Genomic DNA, 13,875 nt, shown 5'->3' with positions numbered 1-13,875 from the left:
CCGGCGGGAGCGGAGGAACCGTGATCCAGGCGACCGATACGATCCGACGCCCGGACGAGGTGCCGGGTGTGGGCCGGGTGCTGGTGGTGATCCCCACCTACAACGAGGCCGACAACATCGCAGCGATCGTGGGCCGGGTCCGGCGTGCCGTTCCGGCGGTGCGGGTCCTCATCGCCGACGACAACAGCCCCGACGGCACCGGCGCGATCGCCGACGCCCTCGCCGACGGCGACGCGCACGTGCAGGTGTTGCACCGCCAGGGCAAGCAGGGCCTCGGCGCGGCGTATCTGGCGGGGTTCGACTGGGCCCGGGAGCGTGACTACCAGGCGGTGGTGGAGATGGACGCCGACGGCTCGCACGCGCCGGAGGACCTGCCGGCGCTGCTGGACGCCGCCCGCGACGCCGACGTGGTGATCGGGTCGCGGTGGACCAGCGGCGCGCGGGTGCTCAACTGGCCGCTGCGGCGGCTGCTGCTGTCGCGCGGCGGCAACCTGTACGCGCGCCTCGCCCTGGGCATGCCCGTTTCGGACGCCACCGGCGGTTACCGGGTCTACCGGATCAGCGCGTTGGACGCCATCGACCTGGAGTCGGTGACGTCGCAGGGTTACTCGTTCCAGGTGGAGCTGTCCCGGCTGGCGCACCGGGCCGGGGTGCGGATCGTGGAGGTGCCGATCACCTTCGCCGAACGGGAACGCGGGGACAGCAAGATGAGCCCGCGGATCGTGGCCGAGGCGCTGTGGCGGATCACTGCCTGGGGTGTGCGCGACCGGCGGCAGGCGGTACGCCGTGGCCTGCACGGCACCTCGACCGGTCAGGCGCGGTGGCCGTGAGCGCCGCCGTGTCATGCTGGATGAGCGGGACACGCCCAAGGTGCCCGCGGGAATGGCGATGAGGTGAGATGCGCCGAGGACTGAGGTTCGTGCCGTTGGCCCTGTTGCTGGCGGTGGTGCTGGAGTTGGCGGTGTTCGTCGGGGTCGGGCGGGCGCTGGGGTTCGGGGTGGCGGTGCTGCTGGTGTTCGCCGCGTCCCTGCTGGGGCTGGTGCTGCTGCGCCGGGAGGGGATGCGCGCCTGGCGTGGGTTCCGCTCCGCCGCGGCGGCCGGGCAGCCACCGGGTGGGCAGGTCACCGACGGGCTTGTGGGTTTGGCCGGCGCCCTGCTGCTGGCGGCTCCCGGTCTGGTCAGCGGGTTGGTCGGGTTGCTGCTGCTGGTGCCACCGGTGCGTCGACTGGCCCGCGCCGGGGTGCGACGTGCCACCGAGCGGCGGGTGTCCTCGATGGTCGCCGGTGACCTGTTCGGCCCCCGTACGGTGCGGGTGCGCCAGGGTGCGCCGCAACCGGCCCCGCAGCCGCAGCAGCCGGTGGTGGTCGACGGCGGTCGCGCCATCGAGGGCGAGATCATCGAGCCCGGTCGCCAGTAGGCCGCACGCAGACGCGACGGCGCCCCCGGGGATGACCCCGGGGGCGCTGTTGTCGTGCGGCTCAGGCGCGGCCGCGGCGGGTTCGGACCTCCTGCAGGCGCTCCTCGAGGATGTCCTCGAGCTCGGCGATCGAGCGCCGCTCCAGCAGCATGTCCCAGTGGGTACGCGGCGGCTTGGCCTTCTTCTGCTCCGGCTCGTTGCCGTCGACGAGTCGGGCGACGCTGCCGTCGAACTTGCATTCCCAGGTCATCGGGACCTCGGCGTCGACGGCGAACGGCACCTCGAACTGATGGCCCTTGGCGCAGAGGTACTCGCGGGTCTGACGCGGCGCGAGCTCCGTGTTGCGGTCGGATTCGTAGCTCACCGCGCCAAGGCGGCTTCCGCGCAGCATACGCTCGCCCATGATCGACTTCCCCTCGTTCGTGGTGCTGGTCTTCTGGGTGTAACGGTGCGTTCCCGTCGAGCCATTCCCGCCCGAGGGCGTGAGGCGTCCACGGGTGGGCCGCGACCAAGGGTAGCCGGCCGGGGCGCGCACCCGGCCAGGTGATCCCCAGGCGGGTCGCAACGGGGATGCCGACCCGCTGCCACCGGGGAGGTTAACCGCCCGGGGGCAGTGAAAGTTGCGCCCCGGTGGGGCTCAACCGGTCGTGGGCACCGAGCCGAGCCGGGCCAGCGCCACCGCCAGGTCGCTGACCTGGTCACCGAGCTGCGCCACCCGCCGCTGGGCCAGGTCCCGGTCACCTTCGGCTGCGTCGAGCCGTACCGTCAGGGCGGTGACCTGACTCTCGGCGGTGGCCGCGGCCTGCCGGGCGGCGCTCAGCTCGGCGGTGAGCGTGTCCCGTTGGGCGGCGGTGGCGGCCAGCTCCGCGCGCAGCCGCGCCGCCACCTCGGCGACCTCCTGCCGGGCGTCGTCGACCTGGCGGGCGGCGACCTGGGCGCGGTCGCGGGCCCGGTCGGCCTGCTCCCGCGCGCGAGTGGCGTCGGCGGCCTCGGCGCGGGCGCGCGCGGCGTCGGCGCGGGCCTGCTCGATCTGGCGCCGCACGTCCTGCGCCTCGGCCTGCCACCGCCCGGCCCGTTCGGTCGCGTCGGCGGCGACCCGGGTGGCCCGCTCGGCGTCGGCGCGGACCGCGTCGCGTTCACCGGTCAGGTCGGCCACCCGCTGCCGCTCGGCGTCGCGTTGTGTGCGCAGGTCGCGCACCTCGGCGCGGGCCTGGTCCCTGTCGCGTTCGGCCTGGGCGCGCAACGCCTCGGCGGCACTGACGTCGTGGCGCGCCTGGTCGCGGGCGGCCTCGGCGTGCCGCGCCCGCTCGTCGGCGGCGGTGGCCTGCTGGTGCGCCTGCTCGGCGCGCCGCCGGGCCTCGTCGGCCTCGGCGAGAGCCGTGCGGGCCTGCTCACGGGCACGCGCCGCGTCGGCGGTGGCGGTCTCGGCGTCGTCGCGGGCCTCGTCGCGTTCGGTCTGCGCCGCCGCGACCTCGGTGGCGGCCTCCGCGCGAGCCTGGGCGATCTGGCGCTGCACACCGACCGGGGACAACTCGGCGTGCAGGGACTCGGTCAACGTCTCGACGATCTGGTCGAGACGGTCCACCGCCTCCCAGGTGCGGGCCACCTGCCCGGGCAGGCCGGGGGCGTTGCGGTGGCGCATCCGGCTGTTGCGGGAGGCACGCTGGCAGGCGCCGTCGTTGTCCCGGCAGTACCGAAATGGTCGGCCCGCGCCGACACGCTGCGCCACCGGCTGTCCACAGTGGGCGCACGGGCGGGTCTCGGTGGTGGTGGGCTGGGCGTCCATCGAGGTGGCAGTCTAGTGCCGCGGCGCCGCCCGGCGCACCGCGCCGGGGTCAGCTCGCGGCGCGGGCGCTCGCGTCCAGGGTGTAGCGGCGTTGCAGCAGCAGCGCCGCGAGCATCGCCACCGCCGGCAGTACCCCGAAGCCGTAGCGGACCGCCGCCAGCGCCGCGTCGGGCTGCGCCGGTGACTCACCGGCCGTGGAGGCCACGAAACCGCCAACGGCCAGGCACAGCGCGTACGCGTACGGGCCCAGCGCCGCGCCGGTGGCCTCGGTGGCCGTCCACACCCCGGTGTAGGTGCCGGCTCCGGTCGGCTCGGCGGCGCGGGTGCTGCCAGCGGTCGCCGCGCGCTCGGTGGTGGCGGCGCGGATCACGTCGGGCAGCATCGAGAAGGGCAGCAGTTGCATACCGGCGAACGCCACCCCGAGCACCGCCACCGCGCCGATCAGCACCGGCAGGCCGGCCGGGCGACCCACCGCGAGCACCAGCGAGCCGACCGCGAAGGCGCCCTGCGCGCCGAGCAACGCCCGCTGCTTACCGACGCGGCGGGCCACCACCAGCCAGGCCGGGGTCACCAGCAACGCCGGCGCCACGAACGCGGCCACCAGCACCGTGGTCAGACCGGGCGCGCGCAGCTCGTACTCGGCGTAGTAGGGCACCCCGGCGAGCACCAGGTGGGTGGCGGTGGACATGGCCAGGTACGCGGTCACCAGCCAGCGGAACTGCCTGTCGCGCAGCGCGGTGCGCAGGGCCCGCCGCCCGCCGTGCCCCGCCGGGGTGGGGTCCGCCGCGCCGCCGCGCAGCCGGGCGATGCCGGCGACACCGACCAGCATGGCGGCCAGCATCCCGACGGCGAGGATCACGCCCATCCGCTGGTAGCCGCCCCGGGTCGCGGCGTCGCCGCCGGTGAGCAGCGGGGCCAGCAACCCGGAGAGCAGGATGCCCAGGGTCAGCACGACCATCCGGAACGCCATCAGCCGGGTGCGTTCGTCATAACCGATCCGCAGGTCGGCCGGGGTGGCCAGGTAGGGGACCTGGTAGGCGGCGAAGAGCAGGTTGCCGGCGACGAAGAACACCGCCACCCACGCGGCCGCCGCCACGCCGGTCAGCCCGCCGGGCACCGCGAAGAGCGCGGCGAACGCGATCGGCAGGGCGCAGCCGAGCAGCAGCAGGCGACGCCGGTCGCCCCGGCGGGCCTGCTCGACGTCGGCGCGGTGCCCCACCCAGGGGTGTAGCAGCACGTCGGCGATCTTCGGCAGCAGCAGCGCGAGGCCGGCCAGCCACGGCCCGACCGCCAGCACGTCGGTGAGGAAGTACAGCAGCAGCAGGCCGGGCACTGTCACCCAGACACCCATGCCGAGCGAGCCGGTCGCGAAGCCCGCCAGGGGGCCCCGGGCAAGCGTCGCGTCGGTGGCGGCCACGGGCCGTCGGTCGAGCCCGGTCATCGCCGCGTCCCCTCGGTAATCCAACGGTTGCTGGATTGTAGGGGCAGAATGGCGGCCATGACCATGCCCCGACGCCGTCCCGGTCGGCCCCGCCGCGACGAGACCCGGCCCACCCGCGAGGTGGTGCTCACCGCGGCGACCGCGCTGTTCGCCGAGCGTGGTTTCGACGCCGTCGGGCTGCGGGAGGTCGCCGCCGCCGCCGGGGTCGACGTCGCCACTGTCGCGCACCACACGGGTACGAAGGCGGCGCTCTACGACGCCTGCTTCGCCCGGGTCTTCGCCGCCGAGCAGGAGGTGCTCACCCAGGCCGCCGAGCAGGCCCGCGCGGCCCTCGACGCGGGGCCGGACGCGGCCCGCAGCGCCCTGCACGAGCTGGTCGACGTCTTCGTCGACTTCCTGGAGGACCGCCCGGAGACCACCGCGCTGTGGCTGCGTCGCTGGCTCGAACCGCAGCGGCACGCCGAGCTGGACAAGCGCTACGCCGAGCCGTTGTACCGGCTGGTCGCGGACTTGCTCACCGCCGCCGCGGCGGCCGGGGCGCTGGTGGAGCCGACCCCGCACATCACCGTCCGCAGCCTGGTGTGGGCGACCCACGCACACGTGGTGGCACTGGCCGCGGGCGCGCCGGCCGCTCGGGAGCGGCGCGAGTTCCGGGCGTTCGTGCATCGCCTGCTCGACGGCCTGTACGGGTCGTCGACCCCTTGACGCGTCACCGCCGCCCGACGATTATCCATCAGACGTTGGATTAAGTGGGGGGCGGCGATGGGCGTACCACCTCAGGTGGCGGTGATCGGCGCTGGCGCGGCCGGGCTCGCCGCCGTCAAGGCACTGCGCGACGCCGCGGTGCCGGTGATCGGTTTCGAGGCCGCCGAACAGGTCGGCGGCCTCTGGGTCTACGGGGCACCCGACTCGCCCGCGTACCGGACGCTGCACCTGAACACCAGCCGAGGGCGCACCCAGTTCGCCGACCACCCGATGCCGACGGACTGGCCCGACTACCCCGACCACCGCCGGGTCGCCGGCTACCTCGCCGACTACGCCGACCGTTTCGGGCTGGGCGAGGACATCCGGCTGCGGCACGTCGTCGAGCGGGTCACCCAGGATCCCGGCGGCACCTGGACGGTGGCCGCGAGCGGACCGGACGGCCCGGTCACTGTCACCGTCGACGCCGTGGTCGTCGCCAACGGGCACAACCGGGTGCCCCGGCTGCCCGATCCGCCGTACCCCGGCAGGTGCACCGCCGAGCAGTTGCACAGCCACGACTACCGGGGCCCGGAGCAGCTGGCCGGCAGGCGGGTCCTGGTCGTCGGCGGCGGCAACTCGGCGATGGACATCGCGGTGGACGCCTCGTACGCCGCCACCCGCACCCTGCTCTCGCTGCGCCGGGGCGTCTGGGTGGTGCCCAAGTACCTGCTGGGCCGCCCCTCGGACACCCTGAACGGGGCGCTGGCCCGGCGGCTGCCGTGGCGACTGCGTCAACGCATCAGCCAGGCGACGCTGAGCGCCACCGTCGGCAGCCCCGCCCGCTACGGGCTGCCCGCGCCGATGCACGGCTTCCTGCAGGACCATCCGACGCTCTCCGACGGGCTGCTGTCCCGGCTGACCCACGGCGACGTCGAGGCCCGACCCGGCGTCGCCGCCATTCACGGGGACCGGGTCGAGTTCACCGACGGCCGCAGCGACAGCGTCGATCTGATCATCTGGTGCACCGGCTACCGGGTGGAGATCCCCTTTCTCGACCCGGCGCTGCTCGGCGGTGGCGCCGACACCCTGCCGCTGTACCGGCACGTGTTCCACACCGACGCCCCGGGCCTGAGCTTCGTGGGGCTGATGCAGTCCACCGGTTCCGCGTTCCCCCTGGTGGAGGCGCAGGCCAAGGTGATCGCCGCGCACCTCGCCGGCCGGTACGCGCTGCCGGACCCGGAGCGACAGCGGGCCGCGTGTCGGGCCGAGTTGCGGGCCGCGACCGCCCGGTGGGGCCAGCGCCGCCCGGCGATGCGCGTGGACTTCGACGTCTACCTGGCCGAACTGGCCCGCGAGCTGGCCGCCGGAACCCGCCGCGCCGGTGCCGCCGGCGCGACCGGTGCCGCCGGTGCGACCGGTGCCGCCGGTGGGGCCGGTGCCGCCAGCGCGACCGGTGCGACCGGTGGGGCCGGTGGGGCCTCCTCGGTCGGGGTGGAGCGGTGAGGGGTCGGGTGGCCAGCGGGCTGGCCGGCCGCCGGGTGCTGCTGACCGGCGCGAGCGGAACCTTCGGCCGGCATCTCGGCGCGGCGTTCGCCGCCGCTGGCGCTCAGGTGGTGGGGCTCGACCTGCACGAGCGCCCCGACGGCGACCTGCCGGTGCTCGGCTGCGACCTGACCGACCCGGACGCCGTGGCACCGGCGGTGCGAGCCGCGGTCGACCGGCTCGGCGGGCTGGACCTGCTGATCAACAACGCCGGTGTCGGTGGCCCCGCCCCCGCCGAGCTGCCACCCGACGAGATGGTCCGCCGACAGCTGGAGGTCAACCTGCTCGCCGCCTGGCGGACCACCGCCGCGGCGCTGCCACCGCTGCTCGCCGCGCGCGGACGAGTCATCTTCGTGGCCAGTCGGATGGCGGTGCTGCCACTGCCGCTCGCCGCCGCGTACGGAGTCAGCAAACGGGCGCTTGTCGCGTACGCCGACGCGCTGCGCCACGAGGTGGGCACGCACGTCGGGGTGAGCGTCGTCTACCCGAGCATGGTCGTCTCACCCATCCACCACAGCACCGCCGAGGCCGGCCTGTCCCTGCGGGGGGTGTCCCGCCCCGAGCCCGTCGAGGGGGTGGTCGCGGCGATCCTGCGTACCGCCGCCGCCCGGCGAGCGCCCCGCGACGTGGCGACCACGACGCGTGGTCGGCTGGAGCTGGCCGTCGGCCGGCACGCGCCCGCGTTGGCCGACCGGCTGGTCCGTCGTACCCTCGCCGCCCGGCTCGCCGCCGGTGACCTGGACGCCGCGCCGCTGGCCGCCGGGATGGTCCGCCGCCACCGGGGACGGTGAGCTTCCGCGGTCAGGGCGTGGCGTGGCGTGTGCCATGGCCCGCCGCCACCGCAGGCGGTGACCCGGCCGGTCAGGGCGTGGCGACCGCCGCGCGGGACCGGTCGGCGGCGATCCGGACGGCCAGCGCGGCCAGGGCCGTCCCGGTCACCCATCGCTGCACCCGCAGCCAGCCCGGTCGGCGGGCGAAGAACCCGGCCAACGTGCCGGCGCTGAGCACGATCAGCGCGTTCACGCTCAGCGCGACGACGATCTGGGTCAGGCCCAGCAGCAGGCTCTGCACCGCCAGGTGCCCCCGCGCCGGGTCGATGAACTGCGGCAGCAGCGACACGTAGAGGATCGCGATCTTCGGGTTCAGCAGGTTGGTGACCAGACCCATTGTGAACAGCCGCCGGGGCGCATCCGGCGGCAGCGGCGCGGGTGTGAACGGCGAGTGGCCGCCCGGACGCAGCGTCCGCCAGGCCAGCCAGAGCAGGTAGCCGGCCCCGGCCAGCTTCACCACGGCGTACAGGGTCGGCACCAGCACGAAGACGGTGGCCAGGCCGGCGACCGCCGCGGCCAGGTACACCCCGAAACCGGCGGCCACCCCGAGCAGCGAGATCAGCCCGGCTCGGCGGCCCTGCGCCACCGAGCGGGACACCAGGTAGACCATGTTCGGGCCGGGCGTGAGCACCAGCCCCAACGCGACAAGCGCGATGCCCAGCAGTGCGCCAGTGCTCACCATGATGGTTTCCCCCCGCTCGACAGCCCCGCACGGACCGTAGGCCGAGGTGACCGCGCCGGCCCAGGGCCACCTGGCAGGTCGTGGCCCTGAATCCGGTCACCCGGACCGAAACCGCCACGGCCGATCGGCGCCGGGAATGGTCACGGGCGCGGGCGCGCTGACCCGGTGCGAGTGCGTGTCGCCGGGCCGAGGCGGCACGTTACGGTGGCCGGGGGGAGGTGCCGCAGGGTGACCGAGGCGTGGGAAGCGGCAGTGGAGGCGCAGATCCGGGGAGCCGCGCAACGCGGCGAGTTCGACGACCTGCCCGGCATGGGCAAGCCGATCCCCGGCCGAGGGATGCCGTACGACGAGTCGTGGTGGATCAAGAGCTTTCTGGAGCGTGAGGCGCTGCCCAGCGACCTGCTCCTGCCCACCCCGTTGCAATTGCGCCGACGCATCGAGCAGGTCCCCGACGAGGTCCGCGACCTGCCCACCGAACGGGCCGTACGCGACGTCGTGGGGCAGTTGAACGCGCAGATCGTGGCATGGCTGCGCAACCCCGACGGCCCCCGCGTGGCGGTGCGTCCGGTGAACGTCGACGAGGTGGTACGCCGCTGGCGCGCCGAGCACAGCGCGCCCAGCCTCCCGACGCCGGCGACCGACCGGGTGACCGTCGTCCGGCCACACCGGCCGCGTCGCGCCTGGTGGCTGCCGTGGCGCCACCGGTCGCGCTGACCGGTCTGGTCGGCCGTGCCCGGCACCGGCAGACTGTGCCGATGGTGATCGACCTACGAGCGTCCGGCACCTCCTCGATGCCGGATCTCGTCCTGCGCCCCTGGCGGGACGACGACCTGGACGCCCTGCTGGACGCGTACCGGGACCCGGTGTTGCGCCGGTGGACCCGGATGCCGGTGACCGACCCGGCCGAGGGCCGGCAGTGGCTGGAGCGGACGCGACAGGACTGGGACGCCGGTCGGCGGTACAGCTTCGCGGTGCTCGAGGACGACGCGGACGATCCACGGCTGGTGGCGAACGTGGTGCTCAAGAAGGTCAGCACGGACTGGCCCGTGCCCGAGGTGGGCTACTGGACGGCGGCGTGGGCACGTGGGCACGGCGTCGCCCCGCGGGCGGTCACCGCGCTCAGCCGGTGGGCGTTCGGCCAGTTTCCCGCGCTGGAGCGCCTCGACCTGCTGCACCAGGTGGACAACGTGGCGTCCTGCCGGGTGGCGCAGAAGAGCGGCTACGTGTTCCAGGAGGTGCTGCCGGCCCGGCCGCCCTTTCCGCTGGACGGTCACCGGCACTCGCTGAGCGCCGGCTAGCGCTCAGCCCACCGCCGCGTGCCACCGCCACGAGGTGCGTCGTGCCCGGCCGGGCAGGTCACCGCGGCCGGTCATCCACAGCAGGACCTCGGGCGCGGCGCCGTCCGGGGCGTCCGGGAAGAGTCGCCGCAGCACCGCCGTGCTCAACCGCCGCGGCGGCTGCCAGGGCACGCCGAGACCGACGGCGATGTCGTGGGTGTGCAGCAGGGTCTCGGCCACCCCCATCGCGGCGAAGCCGGCCGGGTCACAGGGACCGAAGTGCCAGGCCCGCGTGCCTGGCGGGGCGGCGTCGACGGCGGCGGCGAGCAGCCCGGCGCAGGCCCGCACCACGATGAGGGTCTGCGCCGGGCTCGCGTCGGGGGAGACCCGCAGGTCGTACGGCAGGTAGCCGTCCTCCGGGCGGCCGGTGACCTGGCCGGCGTACGCGAGCAGGTCGTGCGCGACGTGCGCGGCGGTGGTCCAGCAGCTCCACGTCAGCGGGCCGGCGGGCACGGACCAGTCGCGCTCGCGGTACGGGTGCAACACCCTGATCATCTCGTCGGCCGCCTGGAGCAGGTCCGCACCGGTCATCGCTGACATCCGACGACTCTCGCAGCGCCGGTCGGGCGAAGCAACCGAGATCTACCGTTGCACCGAAAATTTCAAGGTGATGCTCAAATCTTGCAGACTGCTGTTGGATTTCCGTAGGCTGCCGTGGTGATCGCAGAGCCCCTGGTCCACGCGAGACAACTGGCCAAGATCTATCCGCCGCGCGGGTCCACAGCGGAGTTCCACGCCGTCGACGGCATCGACTTCGAGGTCGGGCGGGGGGAGTCCTTCGGGCTGCTCGGCCCCAACGGCGCCGGCAAGTCCACCACCATGCGGATGATCGCCGCGACGTCGCCGATCAGCGGCGGCAGCCTGCGCGTGCTCGGCATGGACCCGATGCGACAGGGGCCGGAGATCCGCGCCCGGTTGGGCGTCGTGACGCAGGACGACCACCTGGACAACGAGCTGACCGTCCGGGAGAACCTGCACATCTACGGGCGATACTTCAGCCTGCCACGGGCCGTCATCCGGGACCGCGCGACCCGTCTGCTGGACTTTGCCCAACTTCAGGAGAAGGCCGGTGACCAGGTCGAGACGCTCTCCGGCGGTATGCGCCGACGGCTGACCATCGCCCGTTCCCTGATCAACGAACCCGACATCCTGCTCCTCGACGAGCCCACCACCGGCCTCGACCCGCAAGCCCGGCACATCCTGTGGGACCGGCTCTTCCAGCTCAAGCAGGAGGGCGTCACGCTCATCCTCACCACCCACTACATGGACGAGGCCGAGCAGCTCTGCGACCGGCTCATCGTCGTCGACCACGGCCGGATCGTCGCGCAGGGCTCCCCGCGGGACCTGATCACCAGGTACGCCACCCGAGAGGTCCTGGAACTGCGGTTCCGCCTCGACGAACGCGACACCGTCGCGGAGAAGCTCCGGACGTCGGCCCTGGCCACCGGCGGCACCGACACCGACGGCCGCGTCGAGTCGCTTCCCGACCGGGTGCTCGTCTACACCGCCGACGGCGAGGCCGCCCTCGCCGCGGTGCACGCCATGTCGCTGACACCGCTCACCGCGCTGGTCCGCCGCGCGACGCTGGAGGACGTGTTTCTCACGCTCACCGGCCGATCGCTCATCGAGTAGCAGGAGAGACCATGGTGCTGCACGCGTTCGGATACTGGGTCACGCGCTACCGGCGCACCTGGCGTGGCTCGATCGTCCTCAACGTACTGAACCCGCTGCTGTTCCTCGTCGGTATCGGCGCCGGCCTGGGCGCCCTCGTCGACGACAACGCGCCAGCCCAGATCGCCGGTGTCTCCTACGCGGCGTTCTTCGCCCCGGGCATGCTGGCCGCCGCGGCGATGCAGAACGCGTTCCTGGAGGGGGCCGGGGGAGTCGCCCGGGCCGCGGGTTTCGGGGCCTACCGCAGCGCCACCCCGACGCCACTGGACCCGGAGCAACTCGCCGCCGGGCACCTGCTCTTCATCACCTTCCGGGTGCTCATCGCCAGCGGCGCCTTCGTCGCGGTGATGGCCGCGTTCGGGTTGGTCGGGGGTTGGTGGGCGCTCGGCGCCCTGCTCGGCGCGACACTGACCGGGGTCGCGTTCGCGGCGCCCGCCGCCGCGTGGGCGGTCGGGGTACGCAAGCTGCGCCACATCGACACCGTGTTCCGCTTCGTCATCATGCCGCTGTACATGCTCTCCGGTACGTTCTTCGCCGTCTCCCAGCTACCGGAGTGGATCCGCCCGCTGTCCTATGTGCTGCCGCTGTGGCACGGGGTGGAGCTGTGCCGCACCCTCAGCCTCGGCACGGCGACGATCACCGGCAGTTGCGTCCACATCGCCTACCTGCTGACGCTCGCGGTCGGCGGCTTCCTGGTCGCCCGGGTCACCTACCGCCGACGGTTGCACCCGTGACGGCCCATTCAGCGAGCCCAGTGGAGACAGCATGAGCACCGTCGTCGTACCCGCCTGGACGAGACGCCGAGCTCTCGCGCTCGTCGAACGCAACTTCATGATCTACCGTCGGTCGGTCACGCCGCTGCTCAACGCGCTCGTCGAACCGATCCTGTACCTGTTGTCGATCGGCGTCGGCGTCGGGCTGCTCGTCGGCACCGTACCCGGGGTCGACGTCCCGTACGCCGTCTACGTGGCCCCGGCGATTCTGGCCACGACCGCGATGAACACCGCGTTCAACCAGACCAGCTTCGGCGTCTTCACCCGGATGAGGATCGAGAAGACCTACCAGGCGATCCTGCCGACACCGCTGTCCGTCACCGACATCGCCGTCGGCGAGGTCAGCAGCGCGATGATCAACGCGCTGCTGACCTCGATCGGATTCCTCACCCTCATGGCGGTCGGCGGGCTGGTCACCTCGGCCTGGGTGCTGCTGGCCCTACCCGCGTCGGTGCTGATCGCGTACGCGTTCGCCGCGGGTGGGCTGGCCGTGACGACGTACCTGCGCGACTTCCCCGACTTCCAGTACATCCAGCTCTTCATGCTGCCGATGTATCTGTTCGCGACGACGTTCTATCCCCTGTCGGTCTATCCGGAGGCGGTGCGGCCCCTGATCCAGGCGCTGCCGCTCTACCACAGCATCGAGCTGGTACGCGAGCCCGCCTTGGGCCGGTTCGGCTGGGACCTGCTGATCCCGGTGGTCTACCTCGCCGCGTTCGGCACGATCGCGATGTCTGTCGCGACCCGTCGGATGACCCGGGCGATGCTGAGCTGACCGGGGCCGGGCGTCTCGGCCCCGCCGAGGGTTACCTCCGGCGGTCGGTCGGGTCGTCAGCGGCGAAGTCGCGAACGGCCGCGCGAATGGCCTCGCCGTACGGGTCGTCCGCCAGGTGCGCCAGATGCTCACCGGCCCGGGCCAGGTGCTTGCGGGCCTGGGCAGGGTTGCCCAGGCGCCGGTGACAGTCGGCCAGGTTGAGATACAGCGACGGCAGGAACGCCCGGACCTGGAGCGAGGACAGGTACCGCTTGGCGCGTTCGTCGGTCAGGTCGGACACGGCGGCCAGGGCACGCTCGTCCCAGCTCAGCTCCGCCTCGGTGGTGTCCTGGAGATCGGCAAGGTAGTGGGCGAGGGTGCAGCGGTGCAGCGGGTCGCCGCCGGGGCCGATCTCGTCCCACAACGCGCCGAGCAGCTCGCGGGCCTGGACCTGCCGACCGGACTGGCCGAGCTGCACCGCCTCGATGATGCGCGTCATTATCGGGTCGGGTGTCGGTTGGTCGTCCATGTCGCCGATGCTCGGGCCTCGACCCGGTCGAGGGTCAAATCACCCTGCGGCCTCGGTGGCGCACGCTCGACGGGTCCACCGTGCCGACCGCCCGCGTCGGCGCGATGCGCCGATCCCGTGAGGTGGGGGCCGCAGATCATCGGCCTGGCGCTCGGGTCGGTGAAGCGGAGGCGATAGACCGCCGGCATGGGCATGCGCCGCTCGAAGGCCCAGTCCGCGGCAACGCCGAGACCGCCGAGCGCTCGGGCGATCAGCGTGCTGTGGCTGGCCGCGACGACACCCTGACGGGGGTACGCCGTGGCCAGCGCCCGCACCGCCGCAACGGCACGGGCGGTCACCTGGTCCAGGCTCTCGCCACCGGGCCGCGCGAACGACGGATCGGCCCAACTCCGCTCGTAGTGGGGCTCCCAGTCGGGTCGTCGAGAACTC

General features: G+C 73.6%; 16 protein-coding genes and 1 pseudogene. 10 read left to right on the top strand and 7 right to left on the bottom strand.

Going from position 1 to position 13,875, the window contains the following annotated elements; translation table 11 throughout:
• Positions 1-20: 20 nt before the first annotated feature.
• On the top strand, positions 21-830 hold the full coding sequence (locus ABZU25_RS24640; protein ID WP_355031721.1) for a polyprenol monophosphomannose synthase: 810 nt from the start codon (positions 21-23) through the stop codon (positions 828-830).
• A gap of 68 nt (positions 831-898) precedes the next feature.
• Positions 899-1,417: an FxsA family protein gene (locus tag ABZU25_RS24635; protein WP_355031720.1), complete on the top strand. Its 519-nt coding sequence runs from the start codon at positions 899-901 to the stop codon at positions 1,415-1,417.
• A 61-nt stretch (positions 1,418-1,478) separates the two neighbouring features.
• On the opposite strand, the gene ABZU25_RS24630 is transcribed toward ABZU25_RS24635, so the two are convergent.
• The 3 genes from ABZU25_RS24630 to ABZU25_RS24620 all read right to left on the bottom strand — a co-directional run bounded on the left by ABZU25_RS24630 (position 1,479) and on the right by ABZU25_RS24620 (position 4,644).
• Entirely contained in the window at positions 1,479-1,820 is a 342-nt protein-coding gene (locus ABZU25_RS24630; protein ID WP_030489777.1) for an RNA polymerase-binding protein RbpA, read from the bottom strand.
• A 234-nt stretch (positions 1,821-2,054) separates the two neighbouring features.
• Entirely contained in the window at positions 2,055-3,203 is a 1,149-nt protein-coding gene (locus tag ABZU25_RS24625; protein ID WP_355031719.1) for a hypothetical protein, read from the bottom strand.
• Between the two features lie 49 nt (positions 3,204-3,252).
• Positions 3,253-4,644, bottom strand: coding sequence for an MFS transporter (locus ABZU25_RS24620; protein WP_355031718.1), 1,392 nt, complete (start codon positions 4,642-4,644; stop codon positions 3,253-3,255).
• 57 nt (positions 4,645-4,701) lie between these two features.
• Between ABZU25_RS24620 and ABZU25_RS24615 the strand changes: the two genes are divergently transcribed.
• Genes ABZU25_RS24615 through ABZU25_RS24605 form a run of 3 tightly spaced genes read left to right on the top strand, consistent with a single transcriptional unit; the run spans position 4,702 to position 7,661 of the window.
• Positions 4,702-5,349 carry a TetR/AcrR family transcriptional regulator gene (locus ABZU25_RS24615; RefSeq protein WP_355031717.1) on the top strand — a complete coding sequence of 216 codons (648 nt, stop codon included), beginning with the start codon at positions 4,702-4,704 and terminating at the stop codon, positions 5,347-5,349.
• Positions 5,350-5,406: 57 nt separating this feature from the next.
• Positions 5,407-6,831 carry an NAD(P)-binding domain-containing protein gene (locus ABZU25_RS24610; protein ID WP_355031716.1) on the top strand — a complete coding sequence of 475 codons (1,425 nt, stop codon included), beginning with the start codon at positions 5,407-5,409 and terminating at the stop codon, positions 6,829-6,831.
• On the top strand, positions 6,828-7,661 hold the full coding sequence (locus tag ABZU25_RS24605; protein ID WP_355031715.1) for an SDR family oxidoreductase: 834 nt from the start codon (positions 6,828-6,830) through the stop codon (positions 7,659-7,661). Before ABZU25_RS24610 ends, ABZU25_RS24605 begins: the two co-directional genes overlap by 4 nt.
• 70 nt (positions 7,662-7,731) lie before the next feature.
• On the opposite strand, the gene ABZU25_RS24600 is transcribed toward ABZU25_RS24605, so the two are convergent.
• On the bottom strand, positions 7,732-8,382 hold the full coding sequence (locus tag ABZU25_RS24600; RefSeq protein WP_355031714.1) for a LysE family translocator: 651 nt from the start codon (positions 8,380-8,382) through the stop codon (positions 7,732-7,734).
• Between the two features lie 228 nt (positions 8,383-8,610).
• Between ABZU25_RS24600 and ABZU25_RS24595 the strand changes: the two genes are divergently transcribed.
• Together ABZU25_RS24595 and ABZU25_RS24590 are read left to right on the top strand one after the other, a co-directional pair.
• Positions 8,611-9,096: a DUF1992 domain-containing protein gene (locus tag ABZU25_RS24595; RefSeq protein WP_355031713.1), complete on the top strand. Its 486-nt coding sequence runs from the start codon at positions 8,611-8,613 to the stop codon at positions 9,094-9,096.
• Complete coding sequence (locus tag ABZU25_RS24590) at positions 9,075-9,680, top strand: GNAT family N-acetyltransferase (protein WP_355031712.1); 606 nt, start codon at positions 9,075-9,077, stop codon at positions 9,678-9,680. Before ABZU25_RS24595 ends, ABZU25_RS24590 begins: the two co-directional genes overlap by 22 nt.
• Positions 9,681-9,683: 3 nt before the next feature.
• Here the strand turns inward: ABZU25_RS24590 and ABZU25_RS24585 are convergent, their stop codons facing one another.
• On the bottom strand, positions 9,684-10,250 hold the full coding sequence (locus ABZU25_RS24585; RefSeq protein WP_355031756.1) for a maleylpyruvate isomerase N-terminal domain-containing protein: 567 nt from the start codon (positions 10,248-10,250) through the stop codon (positions 9,684-9,686).
• A gap of 123 nt (positions 10,251-10,373) precedes the next feature.
• On the opposite strand from ABZU25_RS24585, the gene ABZU25_RS24580 reads away from it, so the two are divergent.
• Genes ABZU25_RS24580 through ABZU25_RS24570 form a run of 3 tightly spaced genes read left to right on the top strand, consistent with a single transcriptional unit; the run spans position 10,374 to position 12,938 of the window.
• Positions 10,374-11,351 (top strand): ABC transporter ATP-binding protein, encoded by a 978-nt coding sequence (locus ABZU25_RS24580; protein ID WP_355031711.1) that lies wholly within the window; start codon positions 10,374-10,376, stop codon positions 11,349-11,351.
• An 11-nt stretch (positions 11,352-11,362) separates the two neighbouring features.
• Complete coding sequence (locus tag ABZU25_RS24575; RefSeq protein WP_355031710.1) at positions 11,363-12,124, top strand: ABC transporter permease; 762 nt, start codon at positions 11,363-11,365, stop codon at positions 12,122-12,124.
• A gap of 31 nt (positions 12,125-12,155) precedes the next feature.
• Positions 12,156-12,938 (top strand): ABC transporter permease, encoded by a 783-nt coding sequence (locus ABZU25_RS24570; RefSeq protein WP_355031709.1) that lies wholly within the window; start codon positions 12,156-12,158, stop codon positions 12,936-12,938.
• Between the two features lie 31 nt (positions 12,939-12,969).
• On the opposite strand, the gene ABZU25_RS24565 is transcribed toward ABZU25_RS24570, so the two are convergent.
• The gene (locus ABZU25_RS24565; RefSeq protein WP_355031708.1) at positions 12,970-13,446 is read right to left on the bottom strand and encodes a hypothetical protein; all 477 of its coding nucleotides are present in this window, start codon (positions 13,444-13,446) and stop codon (positions 12,970-12,972) included.
• Positions 13,416-13,844: pseudogene (locus tag ABZU25_RS24560) on the bottom strand (histidine phosphatase family protein); the annotation flags it as partial. The gene ABZU25_RS24565 and the pseudogene ABZU25_RS24560, both read right to left, overlap by 31 nt.
• Between the last annotated feature and the right edge of the window lie 31 nt (positions 13,845-13,875).

Origin of the sequence: Micromonospora sp. NPDC005215 (assembly GCF_040607915.1) — a bacterium.
GTDB lineage: Bacteria > Actinomycetota > Actinomycetes > Mycobacteriales > Micromonosporaceae > Micromonospora.
Note: the sequence above shows the minus strand (reverse complement) of the source record. Positions and strands in the feature narration are given on the sequence as shown.